Origin of the sequence: Parapedobacter koreensis (genome assembly GCF_900109365.1) — a bacterium.
Classification (GTDB): Bacteria; Bacteroidota; Bacteroidia; order Sphingobacteriales; family Sphingobacteriaceae; genus Parapedobacter; species Parapedobacter koreensis.
The window spans coordinates 113,023-135,775 of sequence record NZ_FNZR01000001.1; the positions used below are offsets into that span (position 1 = coordinate 113,023).

Sequence of the window (22,753 nt, forward strand, 5' to 3'; positions counted from 1 at the left end):
GAGCAGAATTTGTCGACGACAACCGCGGCCATTGAAAAAGGATATCGCAAGCAATTTGCCAAACGCATCGTATTACTCGTTGCCTTAGGCCTTGCCACTACGTTATCCTTTTTCTTTGATATGGTTGTTGGGCCCTCCATGCTCTCCGTCGCGGAGGTTTTCCAAGCCATCTTTTCGCCCGATGCCGTAGAACTATCCAGCAGGATCATCATCTGGGAAGTACGCATGCCGTATTCCATCATGGCGCTGCTGGTGGGCGCATCGCTCTCCCTCGCTGGCTGCGAGATGCAGACCATCATGAACAATGCCATGGCCAGCCCCTTTACCCTGGGTGTCTCGGCGGCTGCTTCTTTCGGAGCAGCGCTCGCCATCATCATCGGGGTAAGCCTCCCCGGCGTAGCCGGAGATTGGATGGTCATCGTCAATGCTTTTGTATTTGCCTTCGGCGCTACACTTCTCCTGCAAGCGCTTTCATCCACACGCGGAGCAGGACCGGAAGGTTTGGTGCTCTTCGGCATTGCGTTGGTGTTTACCTTCAATGCCTTTACGGGCATTATGCAATATATCGCCAGTGCCGAAGCTTTGCAGCAGTTTATCTTTTGGAGCCTTGGCTCGCTGACGAAGGCCAACTGGGACAATATTCCCTTGCTTTTTGCCCTATTTGTGATCATCGTGCCCTTCTCGTTAGCCTCGGCATGGCCGCTCACCGCTTTGCGATTGGGCGAAGATAGTGCACGGAGCTTTGGTGTGGCCGTACGGCGCCTCCGGTTCCTGTCCTTGCTGCGCATCAGTCTGCTCACGGCTGGATCGGTTGCTTTCGTGGGCACCATCGGCTTCATCGGGCTGGTGGGACCGCACATTGCCAAGCTCTTGATCGGCGAAGACCACCGTTTTTCCTTGCCAGCAAGCATCCTTTCCGGTGCACTCATCATGTCACTGGCATCATTGGCCAGCAAGGCCATTGTGGTCGGCGCCATCATTCCGGTGGGGATTGTCACCTCCCTCATCGGAGTACCGGTATTTATTGCGCTCATCTTAAACAAGCGGAAACGCTAACCGTAGGCAGATCATGGCAATACTACTCATCGATAATCTCCACACGGGCTACCCAGGGAAACCCATCATCAGCGGGCTTACCCTCCCGCCTTTAACCAGCGGCGAGGTAACGGTACTGACGGGGCCGAATGCTGCGGGAAAATCTACTTTGCTACGTGCTATAGCGGGCTTACTCCGCATAAAAGGTTCCATGGCCTATGAAGGCCAGGAGCTGGAAGCATTATCTTCACAAAAACGGGCTGAGGTGGTCAGCTTCATGCCGCAAAGTGTCCCTACAGACATCAACCTGTCGGTCATCGAAGCGGTAATCAGCGCATTGAAAGCCTCCCCCTTAGATGCTGCTACGAGCGGCAATGAGCAGTTGTACAAACGTGCAATTGCGGTGCTTGAACGCATCGGCATAGCGCACTTGGCATTGGAGCCGCTAAACCAGCTTTCCGGCGGGCAACGGCAGATGGCCAGTTTGGCGCGTAGTGTGGTACGTGAGCCGAAGGTGCTGTTGCTGGATGAACCGACCAGCGCCCTTGACCTCAACCACCAACTGAAGGTCATGCGGCTGGCCCGATCGTTTGCTGCCGATGGCCGCATCGTGGTCATGGTGTTGCATGATCTGAACTTAGCGTTGCGATGGGCCGACCACGTCATCGTCATGGATAAAGGAATCATTGCCAGCCACGGCCGCCCCACAGCGGCCATCACGCCCGAAATCATCGCCCAGGTGTATGGCGTGGCAATACGCGTGGAAACCTGTTCATTGGGACTGCCCAACCTGATCGTCGATAGGGAGCTGTAATTCAAAAAAACAGTTGCAATCGGGCACCAAACGCGTATCTTTAACGCAACTATGGTATTACAACTTGCTTTACTACTTGCGATCTTGGCTACCGGATTGATAAGCGGATTTTTCTACGCTTATTCCTGTTCAGTGAATACCGGACTCGGCCGGCTCAACGACGCTGTTTACCTCAAGGCCATGCAGTCCATTAACCGCGCGGTACTTAATCCGTTGTTTTTCCTCACCTTTTTTGGCACGCTGGTGCTCCTTCCCGTTGTGACATGGCTGGAGTTCCGGCTGGTGGGCACTACCAATACATTCTATGGGCTTTTGGTCAGCAGTCTGTTGTATTTTTTTGGTGTCTTTCTGGTCACGGCTATGGGCAATGTGCCGCTCAACGACGCATTGGCGCAGTTCGATATCGAGGCAGCGACCGAAGCGGACATCCGGCAACAACGGCTGGCCTTTGAAGGACCCTGGAACCGGTTTCACCTGATCCGCAGCGTCTTCAATGCGTTAGCATTTGCCGGAGCTGTTTGGGCTGGTTTGCAAGCGTAGGGCGTAATGAGACTTGGCCCGCGGGCGATGGATCCGTTTCGCTATCCCTTCGCGGACAAGCATATTCAAGTTGGTATATACAGCCGAAATGCTGATTCGTTTCATGGCGCAGATATCCAGCCATAGCGTCTCGGCTGTAACAGGCTCCTGTTGGCGGCACAGTGCACAAATCACTTCCTTGCGGGGTGGATTCAGGTGCAATCCCCTGGCTTGTATGAGGGAGCAGATTTGGGCGGCAAGCCCTGCATCATTATCCACTACATTGGTATATCCTTCCATAATCCCTTTATATTCGGCTCATCTACTAAAGTACGATTGTAAGGGTTGTCCTTTCTTTCAATAAACGGATTATTTTTTGTGAATTTCGGACGAAAGCAAAAAGGAGAGACCGTGGTGATCTCTCCTTGTACTTAGAATGTCAGCCCGTACAATTGTTCGCCCACATCCGTAATCTTTTTGTCGACTGAGATCAATCCCCCGCCGGATACATACCAGATATTCCCGGGCAGCGTCACAACTTTTTTGTTCCGATAAGCCGGTGTCTGCTTCAATTCAACGCTCAGCAATTCATCGGTTTGCTTCTCTTCGCCACCCACTGCTGAATCACGGTCGATCAGGAAGAGGTAATCCGGATTTGCTTTCTTCACCAATCCGTCGCCTTCTTTAAACCGGTGGCCGGTATGGGTGGCATCATCCAAGTCGGTCAATGACTGGCGCACCCCCAGCACATCATGGATGAAACCGAACCGCGATCCGCTGCCATATGACGTATGGCCGCCCCGCACGTGTAAGATAACGAAACCTGTGTGGTCATCATCTTTCGTCTTGGCGGTCACTAAATCCCGTTTCTGGCGCAATGCGGCGAGCTTCTGCTCAGCCAGCGCTTCTTTGCCATGTATCTTGGCAATATGGCGCACGTTGGTCTCGAAGCTGCTCCAATAGTTTTCCGTATCCACACCGAGGAATATCGTTGGCGCGATAGCTGATAGCGAATCATAGGCGCTCGACTGCCTGCCGGAGATGATGATCAGATCAGGTGCGAATGCAGTAATCGCTTGGATATCCGGGCCCTTGATGCCACCTAACTTGGCATATTTATCGCTTTTGTATTCAGCCAGATAGGCCGGTACACTGTTGGTCACACCAACAACCGGTATGCCCAGTTCGTGATACGTCTCCAACGAACCGATATCGAAGACGACTACCCGTTGGGGGTTCTTCTTGACCTGGGTTTCACCGAGCCGGTGCTTAATCGTCACCAGTTCATCCCTGCCATCCGCCATGCCGAGGCTGGACATACTAATAAAAGCAGCGAGCATAATGCCCGCCACTTTTTGGATAAAGGTATTTCGTTGCATAATCATCCCTCTTAATATTCGAACCTCGATAAGGCTGCTACCCCTTCTGCTTCTACCACCAGCCCTGCTTTTGCCGTTGCCGTTTTCGGATCGATGACATACACGGTGGGTTGTGCAGAGGCCGTCGTCACCGGGAAATATATCTTGCCGTTATCAGCAAAAGGAAGCCCGGTAGCCGTGATTTCATCCTTACCGGGGAAACCCGAAGTCACCCAATTGAACGTCTTATCTTCCATTTTCACCACGGCATATTGCGTAGCAGGAGTTTGCGAACCGTATTCCAAATCGTTGTATACTTCCAACAGGAAATAGTCCTCGGTAATATGCCACACTTTGCGAAAGCGATAACCACCTGATTTTTCCTGAATATTGAAGTAGTAGCCCTGGTCAAAATCCGTAGCGCCTTTATTGATGCGCAATGCACCAGCGGGTTTGGTCGTGCTGCTTTCGAATGCACCGGAGAATACGTAGACATTGCCTTGGTCATCGCTATCGATCTGCGAGTAATATTGCGAGCGGAAACGGCCAGAAGCATAGCTGATGCGATCATCACGATAGATCCGCTTTACGTTGAGATTGGCATCCAACGCCGCTACCCACACACTATCCGGATGGGTGACCGGGCCTGTGCTACCGCCCCCGCCCTGGCTGGGATCTTTCGGCTCCGATACCACCAATCCCGTGAGAAACTCGCCATTGCCTAAGTCAACGATACCGGAAAACGTCGCAAGCTGGCCATTGCCGGTAAAGTTTTCCGTTACGATATCCTTTTGCGTCATGGTATTGTGGTTTTCCAGATCGATGAAATTAAAGATAGACCCGGTCTTGCCGTCGGTCAGCGTCTGGCCGCTCACACTCGTGATAACGTATTTGTCAAATGCCCCGTAGGTCGTAAAGCGGGAGGTGATTTGGAATTCATTGCCGACAGGTGCCAAGTTGCCGCTGGCATCCAAGCCGTACGAGATGCCAATACCGGGATCCCCCTGTGCGTAAATAAGCCCTACCGATGCTTTGGTGCCGTTGTTGACCCACATGGTATAGCTACGGGGAATTTCGACACCCTGCCCCACGATGGTCGCCGTACCCGATTCCAAATCATCTGCCGTAAGCAAGTACGTACTGGATCCTGCCGTAGCGGCGATAAAATACTTTTCACCGCTTCCCCCATTGCCATCATCCGGCCCCGGACCATCATTTTTGCTGCAGCCCACGACTGCCAAAAGCGCCAAGCCCATGGCCCATGCGCTGCCATTCATTGTTTTTAAGTGTTTCATATCCATTCTGTTTTTATTTGCTGATTTATCCGTTGCGCTTGATTAGGAAATAGCGTAGTTTAAGCGAGAAACTCCTTCCCGGTTTTTGCAAGCTGAAATTGTCATACAGCATCGAGTTGGTGAAGTTGCGTGCTTCGAAAGCAACGTTATATCGTCCATTTCCCATCATGTATGACATGTTGAAATCGTGGTACAACTGCTGGGGCAATGTTGCTTTGGTGTTCTGGTTGCCCAAGCTTTCCCAATCGAGGAAAAACTCGCCCACGAAATTAAACGTGTACCCCAAGCTCAAGACGTTGCCCATGCCCCATAAATCGTGCACATAATAGGCCGCGTCAGCATTGCCGAAGAAATAAGGCACATTGCGCATGCGGTTGTTGTAGGTTACACTCAGCCGATCGCCCGTAGACGAAGCATAGCGCTCTTTATTCCGCATATCCTGGTAAGTCACGTTGCCGCCTACCATCAACCGGTTTTTGTAGTAGTAGCGCAATTCTGCATCGACACCGATATTGCGTACCTTACCGTGGTTGCTGTATCCAGCCGTACCATAGCGTTGCTCGACCAGCCGTTGGATATAATCATTGATATCGCGGTAATAGCCGTTTACATCCGCATACAGCGTATGGTCATCCTGAATGGTGCTGTTCAATGTAACGCCCACGTTGTAATTGAGGGAATTTTCAGCCCGCAACGACGTATTGCCCGTCTCCAGCACTTCATCCCCAAACAATTCATTGTCCGCAGGCAGCCGGAAGGCTTTCTCGATGGAAGCTTTGAATTGGAAATCATGGAAGAAATAGGTAGAGGCTACCCCGTACCCTGTGGTGCTAAACGATTCCGTACGCTCGGTATAGGCGGTACTGCCCGCTACATTTGACGTATCTACCGGACCGATGACGCGTTGGTAGTAGTATTTGCCGAAGAGGTTGGTATTCCAATTTTTATTGTGCTGGTAGCGATATGAAGCCCCCAAAACATTTTTAAGATTCGCGCGCCGCATGGTATCGATAGCCGAATAGACATCAGTAACCGCCACGCGATCGGCATTTTTACGCTCATAGCCCGTGATGACATCATTGAACGCCAGGGAATGCTTTTCATTGAAGCGGTAATTCACGTTGGCAGTGGCCGATGCATTGTCGTTATAAAACTTTCCCAGGGTGTAGCTTGATTCGCCAAGATACCGGGTAGGGCGGTACTCGCCAAACCAATTGTATTGGCGGGCAGCCGTGTCGATGTTATGGTTGTAATTCCGGTTGTAATTGGCTGTAAGCCGTACATGCAGGTTGTCTACGAACAGGTTTTTCTTCTCATAGGACAACGAGGGCAATACGGTGGTGCCGCTCCGCTCCCGCATGCCGAAAACAATCTTCATCAGGTTGGCATGCTGGATTTCGGCTTTCTCCTGTCCGAGTGTAATGCCCAGTAGCAACCGATCCGCCCAAGGTTTATTGACAACGCCTACCTTTGCCATAATGGTTTCATTATGGTAAGCATCGTTGAAACGGCGTACCCAATATTCTTCCCACGAAAAATTACCGGTCTGCACATCCAGCACGTTGGTACGCACGTTATAATCGTTGTCTGAATAGTTTTGGAACGCATTGAGCTGGAAAGTAAAGCCCGCTTTGGTCGTATGCCCTACGCTGATGTTGGTCTTATGCGTGTTGAATGAACCGTAGGAATACGAAACATCCAAATAACTATTGGCACTTTGGTTGGTCACGATATTGATGACACCCCCCATGGCATCCGCGCCAAACTCGATGGGCACGACACCTTTGTACACTTCGATGCGATCAGCGATATTCACGGGAATATTATTGAGCTGGAAAGCCGATCCGAATCCCTCCATGGGCACGCCGTCCATAAACAATTTGATGTGCCTACCTGTAAAGCCGTTCAGCGAAATCGACATGTTCGACCCCATGCCGCCGGTCTCCCGGATTTTCACGCCCGATGCCCTATCCAGCATGTGCCCCAAATCCAAGGTGGAGTTATAGAGCGATTTGGCGTCAAGCGCCACTACGTTGAACGGTGATTCACGCACCTCCGTAATGGCCGACTTTCCCACTACCTCCACTTCCTGCAAGTGATAATTGTCACCCCTTACCAGCTGGAAATCCAGCCGGTAATCCCTGTCGTCATGGACGACCAAATTAGCCTCCTGCGATTGGTAACCCACCAACGCACAGAGCACGCGGTGCCTTCCTGTGGATATCCGTAATTGGAATGCCCCGTTTGCATCAGTGGTTGCTGAAAAGGAACTGCCTGCAATATATACCGTAGCTTGCTGCAGCGGCTCCCCATCGTCATTCGTTACCACCCCACGCAAATGGACCACGGGCTGTTGCGCATATGCGGCAAATGTGGTGACGCATAAGACAAACGTGGCTATAAATGCATACTGCAAAAAAAGGTTTATGTAAATTTTTTCAGCTATCATTAACTATTTAGACTAATTATAAATATTTTTGCTGCAAAAATAGGCGCTACGGAGAGACTGCGCTTGTGTCATCGGTATTATTATTGGTAAAAAAAGTTGGATTAGCTGGGGCATTCCACTCACGGAATCAGCATCGCGAACATGAAGTTGACGTCACGCATAACGAGCATACCGGGCTGGATTTACGATCTGGAGGTTGGAGATGATTATCAGCCCGACAGCGTGTTGGAAGAAGGGGTTAACACGATTGATCATCCAGCCATCCGGTATATGGAGGCACATTACCTAACGACATCCGGGCTTATCATTGCCAATTGCCGGATGAGCTTCAGCGAGGATACCGAAGATCTCTTCCGGATTGAAGGAAGCAACATCATGCTCAACTTTGGTTTGAGCGGTTCAATCGCATTTGAAGTGGATAAGCTTATCCCGTTGCACCCGGCAGTCTTGACCAACCATGCCATATCGTATACACCGTACTTCCACGGGCGCTTCCTCATGCCCGCGGAACAACAAATTCACTATGTTTGCATTATCCTTTCAGAAAGTTTTTATTTCAATTTGATTAGCAAAGAATCGACATTACACAAAGATTTTGTCCATAAGATGTTGAAAAAAGAACACACTTATTTTTCACCGGGACCGCTGAAGGTAACCCCCAGCGTGAAATGTGTGCTCTCCGAAATCGTTGCCGCCAACAAGCAGGGCCGATTGCCACGACTACTTTTGGAAACCAAAATAAAGGAGATATTAGTTGTCCAGCTGGAGCAGTTTCTTTATAATGATCAGCCGGTATTGGACAATCCTCCCCTCCAAGCCGCCGATGTCCCCAAACTGGCCGAAGCCAAGCGTATCCTTGATGAGCAGTTCGTCAAGCCGCCACTCATCCCAACACTGGCCAAGACCGTTATGTTGAATGAGTACAAGCTAAAAATAGGTTTTAAAGCCTATTATCAACAAACCGTTTATCAATACGTCATCCATAAAAAGATGCGGCTGGCCCTTTCGCTGCTGAAAGAAGGAAACTATACCATCAGCGAAGTTGCCTACCAAGTCGGCTACCGGGATATTTCCCATTTTTCAAATGCATTCTTAAAATATTACGGCTATCGTCCGAAAGGCATCATGCATCGGCATGGTGGCGAATAAGCCCATAAAAAACGAGCATATCGTGGAGAAATCAACAAGCACCATCAAGACACAGGAAGCCAGCAATTACATCGGCAAATTATGCCGCCACTTCCGGCATAAAATCGAAGCCGAGTATACGCCGACTACGGGACGCGCCGTGTTCCCATCCGGGACATGTGAAATGCTGGCTATGCCCGACCAACTTATTTTTGATATTACCGCATCCGACACCGAAAATGTCGAAAAAATAAAAGGTGTCCTTGTGAGACACCTTCTAAAATTTTCCTATAAAGAAACGTTGCACATCGAATGGCAAGACGGCATTACGTCTTCCACCGATTAGTCGGCTTTATTTTTTACATACTTTTCCAGCCATTGATCCATTTCCCATAAGGTGTGGAATACCGATTCCTTTGCGCGGTAGCCATGCAGTTCCTTGGGAAGGAACACCAGGCGTATGGTGCCGCCGTGCCCTTTGATGGCGGCATATAGGCGCTCACTGTTGATCGGAAACGTTCCTGAATTGTCATCATCCATGCCGTGGATAAGCAAAATCGGCGTTTTGATTTTATCAGCAAAACTGAATGGCGACATCTGGTAGTATACCTCAGGAGCCTCCCAATACGTGCGGGGTTCCGCTTGAAAGCCGAATGGTGTCAATGTGCGGTTATAGGCCCCGCTTCTGGCAATTCCAGCGGCAAATAAATTAGTATGCGCAAGCAGGTTGGCCGTCATGAATGCCCCGTATGAATGCCCGCCGACGCCTATCCGCTTTGGATCAGCCACGCCCAACGAAGCTACATAGTCAATAGCGGCCTTGGCATTGGCCTGCACCTGGGGCACAAAGGTGTCATTGGGCTCATCATCACCTTCGCCAACGATCGGCATGTCCGCATTATCAAGCACGGCATAGCCCCTGGTCACCCAATAAATGGGCGAGCCCCATGCTATCCGCGTAAAACGGTATGGCGACCCCTTAATCTGGCTTGCCGCGGCAGCGGTTTTAAATTCCCTTGGATACGCCCACATCAGCATGGGGAGTGGGCCGTCTTCCTTTTTGTAGCCTTTCGGCAGGTAAAGTGTACCCGTAAGCGTCAATCCATCATTCCTGGGATATGACAATTGTTGTTTCTGGACGCCCTTGAGTGACGGATACGGATGCGGAAATGCCGTAATGGCCGTCAATGCCCGGTCTTTGAGATTGACAGCGTAGTAGTTTGGCGGTTCTTCAACCGATTCACGGGAAACGATAAGCGTGCCCGTATTATCAAAGAACACCGGTGACTCATAATAGGGCGCCTGTGACCGGAACAGCGTATCTGTCTTCCCGGAAATCAAATTCCAACGCATCAAAAAAGGCCGATCCCCTTCGGGAGATGCCCCTTCGGAGATGGTAAATACCGTCGGCTGCTTGCCCTTGTCCAGCAAAAGCACCGAACGGTCATAGGCATTGGGCGCGTATACAAATCGACCGGGATCCGTGTACGTGTCTTCTGAAGAGCGGTTGGTAATGGTTTTGATGGTATCGCCGTTGTTCGAATCAAACAACGTCATCTTTTCGGCGCGCGACTGCCGCCACCGCTCACTCAGGATGGCATATTCCTTATCGGCCCACGTAATGCCCCCAAACCGCAATGTGGTGCTGATGAGGTTGGTAGGTTGCGCCGTAAATGGTGCATCCAATTGATACACCGCATCGCGCTTGTCCGCGCTTTTGCGAGCCAAGCCGCCGTCCAACGCTTCCACCCAATATAAGGTGGCCGCCTTGTCCGGACGCCAGCTATATCCCCGTGGACCGGGAGAAACGTTGTCGAAACCAATAGGTACATTGTCTGCCAAGGGAGCTTCATAAAATTTCTTTACTTCGTTGCCCTTGCTATCCCAAACAAGCACGTGGTAGGGAAAGGAAAATACCGGCACAAGATAAGAGTAAGGATGTTCTGTCCGTTGCACCAATAGGTAATTTCCATCGGGTGAGTAGTTCAACGAACGATATACAGCCGGAGCGCCGAGGTTGGTGATGCCACCCTGTAGATCCACCAACCCCAGTTGGGCGGTCATGTAATAGTCAAAGAGCGCTTCGTCGTGCGGATTTTCCAGCAAATTCTGATACGTTCGTGATGGGGCCGTTTTGCCGAGGCTTTCCTGCACAACGGGCCCAGTCGGCACGTCGCTTGCTTTGGGGGCTTCTCCTCGTCCGTCGGGGATAAACTTGGCTAAGATGTGTGTCCCGCTTGGCGTCCAGAGAAGCGTAGCGCCGAACGCATCGTTTAGCGGCGCTTCTGTCAATTTCCTCGCCGAGAACTGCTGCATATCCGCTATCCAAAGCTCAACGCCTGTCTTCGTACTATTGCTGAAAGCTACCCATTTTTCATCGGGGCTTATGGCCACGTTGCCAATGCGTGCTTCAGGTGGCAGCCCAGTGATAGGGCTTTCCTGGCCGCTTTTTACATCTTTTACCGTAATGCCCGTGAAGCCGGCACCTTCCGCTGCATTGTTGGCCGGATTTAACCGTATGCCTGCCAGCCCCAATACGGGCTGCGAAACATCCACAATCGTAGGAAAATCCGGCCGTTCAAGCAACAGCATCTTATCCCTGTTTTTAGTAAATAACACCGATGGTGTGGTAGGCGCATCCACCAATTCGCGGATACTTGCTGGCGGTGCCTGATAAACCAGGTTGTCTTGGGCGAATACTGCTGAGAAAAATGGCAACAGGAATAACGCCAAGATGCCGCCGAATGGGGTAAATATTCTTTTCATGCGTAAATAATTGTTCAATGCGATAGCTATTCAACGTATTACTGTCAAATATGCCTTTTTTTCAAGTAAAATACACCAGGGTAACCATCAAGTTACGTTTAAATTCACAACATTCCGATCATTTTCCTTTGCTATTCGCCTATTTTCGTTCAATCAGGCAAACAGCATACGCCACGACACCTTCTTTTCTGCCGATAAAACCCATTGTTTCGTTGGTAGTCGCCTTAATGGAAATGTCATCTTCGGCGATACGGGCAGCAATGCCAATTTTTTGTTTCATTTCCGGCAGATAAGGTTTTATTTTCGGCGCTTCTAAGCATAACATCGCGTCGATATTGCCCAATACCCAGCCACGTTCGCCCAGCAGTTTTACACATTCCTCCAACAATATAAGGCTGCTTATCCCTTTCCAACGGTCGTCCGTGTTGGGAAAGTGGTGCCCGATATCTCCCAAATTTGCCGCCCCTAACAGCGCGTCGCATATCGCATGCACCAACACGTCGGCATCGGAATGCCCAAATGCACCAGCATGGTGTTGTACAAGTACCCCACCCAAAACAAAGGGATGGCCTTCTTTAAGTTGATGTACATCAAAACCGAATCCTACTTTTATCTTCATATCGTATTTTTGGTATCAACCCCATCACTGAGCACCCATCACCAGCCAAACTTAGGCAAATGCCCCCGTAATCTCAAAGGATACGCCGTATTTCAATTGCCGAAAAACAAAAGTTATTTTATTTTGATTGTGATAACTTCGATAATTTATCTATTTTTGGTTCTTGGAAAAGAATTGTGTCTTTCTGATGTACCGAATGAAAACGACAACTACGTATTTCTCTTATTGCCTCGTACTGCTCTGCTGTGGGGCCTTATTGAGTTCCTGTAGAAACCGAAGCGGAGTCTCATCAAAAACCGGGGTTGCCTATAACGATCCGTATAACGGCGGATTGCAAATCAACCGGAAAGTGAAAGAAGGGCCCGGCCCGGGCTTGGTTGTTATCGAAGGGGGTACCTTCGTCATGGGGGGTAGCCTTAACGAAGACATCACATACGCCCATGACAACCTCAAGCGTAGGGTAACGGTGGCCTCATTCTACATGGATGAGACCGAAGTATCCAATGCCGATTGGCTGGAATACCTGCAATGGATTCGCCAAAGTTTCCCAGACGACAAAGAAGCCTATTATAATGCCCTCCCGGACACGCTGGTATGGCGTCAGCCACTCTCCTACAATGAGCCTTATGTGGATCTTTACCTGCGGCATCCTGCCTACCAAGATTATCCGGTGGTAGGCGTCACCTGGGAGCAGGCCAATGGCTATTGCGTATGGCGTACCGATCGCGTCAATGAACACATCCTTCGCCAGCGCGGGGCTTTGGTAGACTACCGTCAGCTGGCTGAGGCACAAGCGCGTCCAAATGAACCGTTTAACACGGACATTTACCTCAATGGCCAATATCGTGGCGAAGGCATCGATGGTGAACGGATGCCCGAAGATAATAGACCCGGCGCTGAAGATGGTGCGCGCCGCCCCGTACGGATGGAAGATGGTGTGCTTAAACAGCCCTACCGTTTGCCCACCGAAGCAGAATGGGAATACGCAGCACTGGGATTAGTAGGCAATACCGAATTTGGAAACATAGAAACGAGCAGGGTATATCCTTGGAATGGGTTGGGTGTCCGCTCAGGCAAGAGGCGCACGCAGGGTTTGATGATGGCCAACTTCAAACCTACCAGTGGGGACAACATGGGCGTGGCTGGTTATCTCAACGACGCAGGGGACATTACCGTGCCCGTCACCAATTACCTTCCCAACGATTACGGGCTTTATAATATGGCCGGCAATGTCAATGAATGGGTGAGTGACGTATACAGGCAACTGTCCTTCGAAGACTTTGAGGATTTTAACCCTTTCCGCGGCAACGTATACCTGGACAAACAATATGAAGATGCCGAAGAAGGTGTCATTGCCAAAGATAAATATGGCCGCCCCATCCGGGTGCCGGCCAAGTCCCCCAGAAAACAGACATGGGAGGAATTACAAGCTGCGTCCACCGCTCCGGACTCCGCACAAACAGGCTTTGACCACGATGTACGCGGACATGCCGATGAGACGAATAATGAGCTGTATGGCGTTACTTCCTTGATCAATGACAAATCCCGGGTATATAAGGGAGGCTCCTGGAATGACCGTGCTTACTGGTTGAACCCCGCGACAAGGCGCTTTATGCAACAAGACGAATCCAGCGCCATGACGGGTTTCCGTTGTGCCATGACATTGGTTGGTTCTCCGGAGGTTTACACCAAAACAAAACCAAGCTTCCCGGCCAACCGAACCCGATCACAAGGCAATAACAAAAAAATACTGGGCATCTTTTAATCCCTGAACGGGATATCAATAATAAAAGAAATGGCTGCGTACCCAGAAGGAACGCAGCCATTTCTTTTATTACCGACCGCTAACAAGCAGCCTATTCGACGGTCACGGATTTGGCCAAGTTACGGGGTTGGTCCACATTACATCCCCGCATGCATGCCGTATAATACGACAGCAATTGAAGTGGGATAGTAGCCAGCAATGGCAGGAATGCTTCATCAGCGTCAGGAATTTCAATCACATAGTCGGCCAAAGCCTTTACTGCGGTATCCCCTTCGGTGACAATGGCTATGATGCGCCCCTTGCGGGCTTTCACCTCTTGGATGTTGCTGATGACCTTCTCATAGGATGAGTTTTGGGTAGCGATCACGACCACAGGCATTTCCTCATCAATCAGCGCAATGGGGCCATGTTTCATTTCGGCCGCTGGGTATCCCTCTGCGTGGATGTAAGATATTTCCTTAAGTTTCAATGCACCCTCCAGGGCCACGGGAAACCCGATACCCCTGCCCAAAAAAATCGCGTTGGTTTTATCCTTTATTTCAGAAGCAATATACTTAGCAGCACCGTCACATTGCAATGCTTTTTCAACAAGTACAGGGATGTCCTGAAGGGAGGACAGCAATTCCACGAGCTTGCTTTGAGGCAGCGTACCCCGCAATTGTGCAATATACAGTGCCATTAAGGTCAATACCGTCACCTGTGCCGTGAAAGCTTTGGTAGATGCCACTCCAATCTCCGGGCCAGCATGGGTATACACCCCGCCGTGGGTCAGCCTGGGAATGGACGAACCCACCACATTGCATATTCCCAATATGGTCGCGCCACGTTCTTTGGCAAGTTCTATGGCAGCCATGGTATCGGCTGTCTCCCCGGATTGCGAAATCGCAATGACAATATCGCGTTCTGTAATGATCGGATTACGGTACCTGAATTCAGAAGCATATTCCACACCTACCGGTACACGTGCATATTCCTCAATGAGATACTCGCCCACCAGTCCAGCATGCCATGATGTACCGCAGGCTACAATAATAATCCGGTCAGCATTGCGGAGTTTCTCGGCATATTCCTTTATCCCGCCCAACTGCACCTGACCCGCCTGTGGATAGATCCGCCCACGCATGCAATCCCGTATCGAACGGGGCTGTTCATGGATTTCCTTGAGCATGAAGTGGTCATACCCCGCTTTTTCAAGCATCTCCAATTGCATTTCCAGTTGCTGCACGTAAGGCGTTTGCACCTCGTTATGAATGGTCTTTATCAGCATTCCATCTGCATTGATAAATGCGATTTCCTGATCTTTGAGGTAGACTACATTGCGGGTATATTCGATAATCGGGGAAGCATCAGAAGCAATGAAATATTCTTCCTCCCCGATTCCAATGACCATCGGGCTGCCCTTGCGTGCAGCAACCAATTGATCTGGATGCTCCCGATCGGCCACGACGATGGCATAGGCTCCCACCACCTGGGTAAGCGCAAGCCGGACAGCTTCCAATAAATCCGTTTTCTCTTCCTTCAAGATATCCGCAATAAGGTGAACGAGGACCTCCGTATCGGTATCACTACGGAAAACATGGCCCCTGCTTGCCAGCTCCTCCTTTAGGGGCGCATAGTTTTCGATGATCCCGTTATGCACGATGGCCAGACGCCCATCTCCCGAGAGATGCGGGTGGGCATTGCGATCAGAAGGTTCGCCATGCGTAGCCCAACGGGTATGGCCGATTCCTACACGGCCAGCCAATGTTTTACCCTTGGCAAAGGCCTCCAAATCGGCCACCTTTCCAATCTTCTTATAACAGCTTATCTCCTGGGAAACCAGTGCAATACCTGCACTGTCATATCCCCGATATTCAAGGCGTTTCAACCCCTTGACAATAATAGGCCAAGCGTCTTTATGGCCGATGTATCCTACAATTCCACACATAATATCGCTATAATTTACCCGCCAAACATACGATAATTTATTAAAATGAGAAAAGCATCCACAAGCCTGCGGATGCTTTTCCGATATATATATACGATAAAGCGCGCGATACTAATCGCCCACCTGCGTATAATAGATATTCAATTTCATCCTCAAATTGGGGTTATCCATATTGCTGATGATTGTTCTGCCACCTGCGTTCAATAGGGGATAATAAGGCACTGTATTGTCAGAAACGGCCGCTGGGGCAATAAAAAATTCATTGCTGTTTATTTTCCCCAAAAGCAAATCCTGGACAAATGATGTCAGATGGAAGACATAACGCTGCTTATCCTCATCGATATTGCCACCAAAAGCCCGCCAGTTGCCATACCGATACCACAGGCTACGCCCATCACCGATAAAGTTGCTGCTGCTCGTACGGGAATCCCCATCAGGAATCGGTTGGCGCTGCCCCGCGATGTCTTCCCGATATAACGTGAGGCGTGGCGCTTGGAGCGAAAAACCACCATCCGGCGTTTCCGTATCGACATATAACACCAATTCGGCCTTATTTACCGCGATATTGCGGCCTTTCAATGCATCGATATACGGAATGCGCAACCGGCCACGGAGTCCAGTAGGTGCCTGGAGATACAATTGCTCATAATTGCCTCCCGGGTTTTCCAATTGGGCCTGTACGTCGGCCGTATACGTCCGTTTAATGCTTGTGGACAGCCGTTGGTAGGTACTTCCGCTATAGCTATCTTGTATTGTCGTAGGCAAAAATGCGCGTACCGTATCAATACCGGCGTCATCCCCCTCCTCACCGTTCGGCTGTCGGTAAGTAAGTTCGATACCGGTCATATTGGTTATACCACGGAGGGTAACCAAACCGCCGACACTGGTCATTGCTCCCTCATCAACACTTAAGTAAAGCCCCTTTACATGATTGTTAAACCCAGCTTCAGTGGAAAGGGTCGTTGAGTCGATCGACTCGCTGAGCAATTCCTTGAAAAACTCCGCTGAAAGGGCCAAGCGCAATTGGGGGATTTCTTTCACCAACGAATCCTTGCCATCGATGTATTTAGTGATGCTTACGCTATCCGTTTGTTTATAAGCAAACCGATTAATGGTTTTAGCGCCAACGATTGGCTCCCGTACTGCCCATTGTTTTGAGGAAAAATTACCATCGGTATAGACTTCATCCAATTGGCGCACCTGCAAGGAAAAGGAAGCATTAAGCGTATCACCAAAATATTCCGTTCCATAGGGAAGCACCAGAATGACCGAATCAATCGTTGCATCGGGCCGGATACGGGGTACCGTTGCCGGTCTACCAATAGCCAATGCGATATCAGCAACGGTCTTCCCGATTGTCGGATCGTCAAACCAACCGAAGGCGGTTTGATTGAAGGAGGAAGAACGGGCACTATCATCCAATACCGTCACTGCCTGTAGCGTAAGTGTATCTGTCAATACCCCCACGATCTCATCTTCCGGATTTACATCCAGCCCAATCCCCGACGGATTCGTACAACTTCCTAAAACAAAAAGACTTATCAACAGTGTCAATAAGTCCTTAATATGACATCTCATTTGAATATTGTTAATTTAAAAAGCTGATGGAAACAGCCAATCCAAAACTACGCTTCCAATTCCGTTTCAAGTTCTACGCTTGAAAATTGTTCGTAAAGGTTGCAATAATTTTCGAATTCCGCATTGTTTTCCACTTCGAATGCAGGAATATCGCTCTTTTTAACAATATTTAACAGTTGCTCATCCACATCATTACCCGCCAAAACTACGGCATCAGAATAGGCCAAAGCCCCTTGATATAAGTCGGCATAATCACCGGCCCCATAGGCTGCTACATCATCGGCAGTCATATTGCCCGTACGGGCAATTTCCGCAAAATTCGCCCCCAGGGAAGCACCGAAATCTTCCTTATAGAGCGAATAGATTACTTTAGCGTCCTTGAAAGTCGGGTCGTCCTTATAAGCCGTCTTTATATACGCCGGAACCAACGCACTCATCCATCCATGGCAATGCACCACATCAGGGGACCATCCCAATTTCTTCACCGTCTCCAAGGCTCCCTTGCAGAAAAACACCGTGCGCTCATTGTTGTCTTCGAAAAATTTGCCGCATTCATCACAGAATACATGCTTACGCTGGAAATATTCCTCATTATCCAAGAAATACACCTGCATACGTGCCGCCGGGATAGAAGCGACTTTAATAATCAACGGGTTGTCATTGTTATCTACAACAATATTCATCCCTGAAAGCCTGATTACTTCATGCAAACGGTTTCGGCGTTCGTTGATGTTCCCGAAGCGCGGCATCAAGATACGGATTTCGTAACCTTTTTCTTGCATGGCCTGAGGCAGCTGGCGGGTGATTTCAGAAATTTTACTTAGTTCGAGGAAAGGCGACATCTCGTGGGTAACAAACAGAATCTTCGTTTTTGCCATCTCCAATTTCTTGTTTTTAATTTTTATTAGAAAAGTAAAATCGGTTTGCAAAGATAATCATTTTTTATCATTATACCAATTAGTTACCCAATTCATCAATGAGATAACCTAAAAATTTATCATTTTTGCCAAACAAAAAAGGAGTTAGTCTGTTGGAAATCGTTAAGACCAAACATTCGTTGCGCAGCCAACTGCAACATTATCGTACCCAGCAATTGCGCATTGCATTTGTCCCCACCATGGGTGCACTGCATGCCGGTCACATAGCGCTCGTTAGCCATGCAAAAAAGCTAGCCGATGTCGTAGTATGCAGTATCTTTGTCAATCCTACCCAATTCAATGATCCCGCCGATTTGGAGAAGTATCCCCGCCCCATTGAAAAGGATATCGCCCTACTGCAAGACGCACGCTGCGATGTGCTTTTCCTCCCGGAGGTGACGGAGATGTATCAACCGGGCGAGCACTGGCATATCGAGCTGGGCGGTTTGGACGATGTGCTGGAAGGTCTCCACCGTCCGGGACATTTCCAAGGCGTCACACAGATTGTGAAAAAACTCTTCGATGCCGTACAGCCTGATGTCGCTTGCTTCGGCCAAAAAGATTTCCAGCAGTACAAAGTGGTAGCGTACATGATTGCCAGTCTTCATCTGCCCGTGGCATTGGAGATGTGCCCAACAGTAAGGGAGCCGGATGGCCTGGCCATGAGCTCACGCAATATACGGCTGACACCGCAGGGACGGACACAAGCCCTGGCCCTCTATCGTACGCTATTACAAGCCAAAGCCGACTTGGGCAAAGAGGGCATACACAGCTTGCAGGAAGCCGCCCGTCAAACGCTGGAAAACAGCCCCGGAATCCGGTTGGAGTATTTCGTCGTCTACGATGCAGACACGTTCGTGGAAGCAGACAGCACCGTAACCGGGCAACGGCTCGTGGCATTGGTAGCCGCTTGGGTAGACGGCGTGCGACTGATTGACAATATGTTGTTGTAAATCGGGAACATTAAATACCGACTCCATATCTATTTCATACCTTCTTCGGGATGAGTCCATAAACAGTCCATAATGAGCCCATGTTTTCCGATAAAAAGATGGACTCATTATGGACGCAAAGCGGTGTCACCATTTTGTCATGGCGAACAGGATTAGGACAGGGTACGCGTCCGGTGCGTATTCAGATAAGTGCTCTATGCAGATAAAGAGGGAATGGCCGTCAGGATAGCGTAAAGATAAGTAAACGGCACCGAAACCAAAAACAATCCTTATTTATTTTCCGTATCTTTGCACCATGGTTATCGAGGTATTAAAATCCAAGATTCATCGGGTGCGTGTCACACAGGCGGAATTGAATTATGTGGGAAGCATCACGATTGATGAGGATTTGATGGATGCGGCAAATATCATTGCCAATGAGAAGGTGCAAATCGTCAATAACAATAATGGCGCACGTTTTGAAACCTATGTCATCAAGGGTGAGCGAGGCTCAGGCACGGTTTGCCTTAACGGCGCAGCGGCACGCTTGGTGCAAGTAGGCGATGTAATCATTGTCATTTCGTATGCGCTCATGGACTTTGAGGAAGCCAAGAAATACGAACCGATATTGGTATTCCCTGATGAAAATAACCAGCTAATATAGTTCACAACTGCGCAGCAGTGTCATTGCCGGAAATCCAAAAAAATGTTAGATTAATCAAACTTTTTCGATTAACTTTGCTACATCGTATCCAATAAGGGTAAAACAAGCTTTAATAAGTTACGATGTGGAATAGCACCATCCGTTCGAGGCTTGCCCGGTTTCAAGCCATCCTGTTCTGCCTGCTTGTTGCAAGTGGAACAGTCTTCATGCATAAGCATAAGACGGCTGACGGACGGATTATTATCCACACACACCCTTACAACCTAAAAAAAGATCCGGACACCAATAGGCACCATCAATCGGATACCGAAATACACTTATTGGATATTGCCTTCCATGGCAACCTCATCCAGGTGCAGCCCGTGCATTATACACAGCCCGTATTTACCCCTGCCTGTTTGGTTTACCTTCCCTACCGAACACCAAGTTGGCAGTTCAATAAGCTGCACTATGCTTATTTGAGGGGACCTCCCCAAAGCGTCTAATCCTATACCTTTTTTCTTACATAAAATTTAATGTGAAACTTGTCCCGCAGGCTATTTCCGGGGCAATAAGCCATTCGTGGAAACTTGGTCATCAATGGATCACCAACTTCATGCCATGGCGCTATAACAGGTTAGACGTTTTTAATAATTTAATTCCCATGCGTAAAAAATTGACGCTTATATATATCCTTGCAATGACGTTTTTTACCGCCATTGCCTATGGCCAGACATCAACCATCCGTGGATCCATTACTGATCGGTACGGCAACGCCGTTCCTTATGCCACTGTCGCCATCCCTTCACTGAAAATCGGCACCACAGCGGATAGTGTGGGTGGCTATCTATTAACCGGGATTCCCGCCGGCAACTGGGAGATGGAAGTGAAATATGTGGGTTACCAGCCGCATAGCACAAAAGTGCATACCAACGGCGCCGCACCGGCCACGAAAGACATCGTATTGACCGATGAAAGTTCATCACTGGATGAAGTGGTGGTATCCGGCACCATGAAGGAGGTATCAAAGCTGAACAGCCCTGTACCTGTGGAAGTATACACTGCCAAATTTTTCAAGGCCAATCCGGTCCCATCCGTGTTCGACGCACTGCAAAACATCAACGGCGTGCGCCCCCAGCTCAACTGCAACATCTGTAATACGGGGGATATCCACATCAATGGCCTTGAAGGCCCTTACACCATGGTATTGATAGACGGCATGCCTATCGTCAGCGGCCTATCTACGGTATACGGTCTAAGTGGCATTCCACAATCGCTCATCGAGCGGGTGGAAATCGTCAAAGGCCCTGCATCAACGCTTTATGGTAGCGAAGCCGTAGGTGGCCTTATCAATATCATCACCAAAAACCCGAGGACCACTCCTACCCTTGCCGTGGATGCATTCGGAACTAGTTGGGGCGAAATCAATGCGGATGTCGCTGTAAAGCTCAACGCTGGCCGGAAAGTGCAATCGCTACTGGGAGCCAATTACTTCAACTACCAGCATCCTACAGACAACAACCACGACAATTTTACTGATGTGACGCTGCAACATCGCATATCTGTGTTCAACAAATGGAACATCGAACGCGAGGACAACCGTGTTTTCTCATTTGCGGCCCGTTACATTTATGAAGATCGCTGGGGCGGCGAGATGAATTGGAGCCCACAATACCGGGGCGGCGATGAAGTATACGGTGAAAGCATTTATACCAGTAGGTGGGAATTGTTTGGCACCTATCAACTACCTGTCAAAGAACATATTATATTGATGTTTAGCGCAAACGGACATGACCAAAACAGCGTCTATGGAGACACGCCTTTTCTGGCCGACCAGTACATCGGATTCGGGCAATTGACATGGAACAAACCGCTTAGCAATCATGATTTGTTGGCGGGGCTGACCTATCGGTACACCTACTACGACGATAATACGCCGGTTACAGCCGATCCGAACGATCTGGGCATCAATAAGCCAACGCACACCCGGTTGCCGGGTGCATTTGTGCAGGATGAAATCAGCCTCAACGACAACAACAAATTGCTGTTGGGCATGCGGTACGACTACAATTCCATCCACGGGAGCATCCTCACCCCCCGTGTCAACTACAAATGGAACTCCCTAAACAACAACAACGTCCTTCGCCTCAGCTTCGGAAACGGCTATCGTGTAGCCAACGTGTTTACGGAAGATCATTCGGCCCTAACAGGGGCACGGGAAGTGGTTTTTGCGGCAGATCTCAACCCAGAAACCTCCTGGAACGGCAACCTCAATTTTGTGAAGAAAGTACCCTTCTCAAACGGTGGCATCGTTGGGTTCGACGCGACGGTATTTTACACCTATTTCAGCAATAAAATCATTGCCGACTACGACACCGATGCCAATCAGGTCATCTATGATAACCTGGATGGCCATGCCATTTCACAGGGTATCTCGCTTAATGTAGATTTCGCCTTTATGAATGGCCTCAAGCTGATGGCCGGCGCTACCGTCATGGACGTCTATAGCGAGGAAGACGGCCAAAAAATCCAACAGTTGTTTACCGAACGGTCTACCGGCGTATGGAGTGCCAGCTACACCCACAAAGGTACGGGTCTTACCATCGATTACACCGGAAATTTGTATGGACCGATGCGCCTGCCCCTATTAAGCGACAACGATCCAAGGAGTTCCAAATCGCCGTGGTGGAGCATCCAGAATATTCAGGTGAGCAGGGCATTCCGCAATGGCATCGAGCTTTATGGCGGGATCAAAAACCTGTTAAACTGGACGCCCAACAAAGGCAATCCATTTATCATCGCCCGCTCGCACGATCCGTTTGACAAATCGGTCGAATTTGATGAAAGCGGACAGGCCTTGATTACGCCCGAAAATCCTTACGGCCTTACCTTCGACCCTTCTTATGTCTTTGGGCCAAATCAAGGTGCGAGAGGATTCGTGGGCATCAGGTATAGTTTTTATTAAACAACATCGGAAAAAGGCGCATGTTATTCATCAAAAAAATCAT

General features: G+C 49.4%; 19 protein-coding genes. 10 read left to right on the forward strand and 9 right to left on the reverse strand.

All coding sequences use genetic code 11. From position 1 onward, the window contains the following. The first annotated feature begins 9 nt into the window (after positions 1-9). Genes BMW65_RS00490 through BMW65_RS00500 form a run of 3 tightly spaced genes read left to right on the forward strand, consistent with a single transcriptional unit; the run spans position 10 to position 2,389 of the window. The gene (locus BMW65_RS00490; protein ID WP_090601924.1) at positions 10-1,056 is read left to right on the forward strand and encodes a FecCD family ABC transporter permease; all 1,047 of its coding nucleotides are present in this window, start codon (positions 10-12) and stop codon (positions 1,054-1,056) included. A gap of 13 nt (positions 1,057-1,069) precedes the next feature. Continuing rightward, positions 1,070-1,849: an ABC transporter ATP-binding protein gene (locus BMW65_RS00495; protein WP_090601925.1), complete on the forward strand. Its 780-nt coding sequence runs from the start codon at positions 1,070-1,072 to the stop codon at positions 1,847-1,849. Positions 1,850-1,900: 51 nt separating this feature from the next. Further along, positions 1,901-2,389: an anthrone oxygenase family protein gene (locus tag BMW65_RS00500; RefSeq protein ID WP_090601927.1), complete on the forward strand. Its 489-nt coding sequence runs from the start codon at positions 1,901-1,903 to the stop codon at positions 2,387-2,389. Here the strand turns inward: BMW65_RS00500 and BMW65_RS00505 are convergent. The 4 genes from BMW65_RS00505 to BMW65_RS00520 form a co-directional block, all read right to left on the reverse strand. After that, positions 2,348-2,668 carry a transcriptional repressor gene (locus tag BMW65_RS00505; protein ID WP_090601929.1) on the reverse strand — a complete coding sequence of 107 codons (321 nt, stop codon included), beginning with the start codon at positions 2,666-2,668 and terminating at the stop codon, positions 2,348-2,350. The genes BMW65_RS00500 and BMW65_RS00505 overlap by 42 nt on opposite strands. Before the next feature lie 131 nt (positions 2,669-2,799). Continuing rightward, positions 2,800-3,747 carry a siderophore ABC transporter substrate-binding protein gene (locus BMW65_RS00510; protein ID WP_177180939.1) on the reverse strand — a complete coding sequence of 316 codons (948 nt, stop codon included), beginning with the start codon at positions 3,745-3,747 and terminating at the stop codon, positions 2,800-2,802. A gap of 11 nt (positions 3,748-3,758) precedes the next feature. After that, on the reverse strand, positions 3,759-5,021 hold the full coding sequence (locus tag BMW65_RS00515) for a DUF4374 domain-containing protein (protein ID WP_177180940.1): 1,263 nt from the start codon (positions 5,019-5,021) through the stop codon (positions 3,759-3,761). 25 nt (positions 5,022-5,046) lie between these two features. Further along, complete coding sequence (locus tag BMW65_RS00520; protein WP_090601933.1) at positions 5,047-7,470, reverse strand: TonB-dependent receptor; 2,424 nt, start codon at positions 7,468-7,470, stop codon at positions 5,047-5,049. A 141-nt stretch (positions 7,471-7,611) separates the two neighbouring features. On the opposite strand from BMW65_RS00520, the gene BMW65_RS00525 reads away from it, so the two are divergent. Beyond that, positions 7,612-8,619, forward strand: coding sequence for a helix-turn-helix transcriptional regulator (locus BMW65_RS00525; protein ID WP_090601935.1), 1,008 nt, complete (start codon positions 7,612-7,614; stop codon positions 8,617-8,619). A gap of 22 nt (positions 8,620-8,641) precedes the next feature. Beyond that, on the forward strand, positions 8,642-8,944 hold the full coding sequence (locus tag BMW65_RS00530; RefSeq protein ID WP_177180941.1) for a DUF2218 domain-containing protein: 303 nt from the start codon (positions 8,642-8,644) through the stop codon (positions 8,942-8,944). Here BMW65_RS00530 and BMW65_RS00535 read toward each other — a convergent pair. Both BMW65_RS00535 and ispF read right to left on the reverse strand, forming a co-directional pair. Beyond that, positions 8,941-11,364, reverse strand: a complete 2,424-nt coding sequence (locus BMW65_RS00535; protein WP_090601938.1) for a S9 family peptidase — start codon at positions 11,362-11,364, stop codon at positions 8,941-8,943. The genes BMW65_RS00530 and BMW65_RS00535 overlap by 4 nt on opposite strands. A gap of 139 nt (positions 11,365-11,503) precedes the next feature. Beyond that, positions 11,504-11,983 carry a 2-C-methyl-D-erythritol 2,4-cyclodiphosphate synthase gene (gene ispF, locus BMW65_RS00540; RefSeq protein ID WP_090601939.1) on the reverse strand — a complete coding sequence of 160 codons (480 nt, stop codon included), beginning with the start codon at positions 11,981-11,983 and terminating at the stop codon, positions 11,504-11,506. A 196-nt stretch (positions 11,984-12,179) separates the two neighbouring features. Between ispF and BMW65_RS00545 the strand changes: the two genes are divergently transcribed. Beyond that, the gene (locus BMW65_RS00545; RefSeq protein WP_090601941.1) at positions 12,180-13,748 is read left to right on the forward strand and encodes an SUMF1/EgtB/PvdO family nonheme iron enzyme; all 1,569 of its coding nucleotides are present in this window, start codon (positions 12,180-12,182) and stop codon (positions 13,746-13,748) included. Between the two features lie 91 nt (positions 13,749-13,839). Here BMW65_RS00545 and glmS read toward each other — a convergent pair whose 3' ends face one another. The 3 genes from glmS to BMW65_RS00560 all read right to left on the reverse strand — a co-directional run bounded on the left by glmS (position 13,840) and on the right by BMW65_RS00560 (position 18,131). Continuing rightward, a complete protein-coding gene (gene glmS / locus BMW65_RS00550) occupies positions 13,840-15,675 on the reverse strand; it encodes a glutamine--fructose-6-phosphate transaminase (isomerizing) (RefSeq protein WP_090601942.1) in 1,836 nt (611 codons plus the stop codon). A 111-nt stretch (positions 15,676-15,786) separates the two neighbouring features. After that, complete coding sequence (locus BMW65_RS00555) at positions 15,787-17,253, reverse strand: DUF4270 family protein (protein ID WP_090601944.1); 1,467 nt, start codon at positions 17,251-17,253, stop codon at positions 15,787-15,789. A gap of 47 nt (positions 17,254-17,300) precedes the next feature. Continuing rightward, positions 17,301-18,131, reverse strand: coding sequence for a glycogen/starch synthase (locus BMW65_RS00560; RefSeq protein WP_090601945.1), 831 nt, complete (start codon positions 18,129-18,131; stop codon positions 17,301-17,303). Between the two features lie 125 nt (positions 18,132-18,256). On the opposite strand from BMW65_RS00560, the gene panC reads away from it, so the two are divergent. The 4 genes from panC (at position 18,257) to BMW65_RS00580 (ending at position 22,710) form a co-directional block, all read left to right on the forward strand. Next, positions 18,257-19,123 carry a pantoate--beta-alanine ligase gene (gene panC, locus BMW65_RS00565; protein WP_245747432.1) on the forward strand — a complete coding sequence of 289 codons (867 nt, stop codon included), beginning with the start codon at positions 18,257-18,259 and terminating at the stop codon, positions 19,121-19,123. Between the two features lie 295 nt (positions 19,124-19,418). Then, positions 19,419-19,766, forward strand: a complete 348-nt coding sequence (panD, locus tag BMW65_RS00570) for an aspartate 1-decarboxylase (RefSeq protein ID WP_090601948.1) — start codon at positions 19,419-19,421, stop codon at positions 19,764-19,766. 122 nt (positions 19,767-19,888) lie between these two features. Next, positions 19,889-20,251, forward strand: coding sequence for a hypothetical protein (locus tag BMW65_RS00575; RefSeq protein ID WP_090601949.1), 363 nt, complete (start codon positions 19,889-19,891; stop codon positions 20,249-20,251). Positions 20,252-20,409: 158 nt separating this feature from the next. Further along, a complete protein-coding gene (locus BMW65_RS00580; protein WP_090601951.1) occupies positions 20,410-22,710 on the forward strand; it encodes a TonB-dependent receptor in 2,301 nt (766 codons plus the stop codon). The last annotated feature ends 43 nt before the right edge of the window (positions 22,711-22,753 follow it).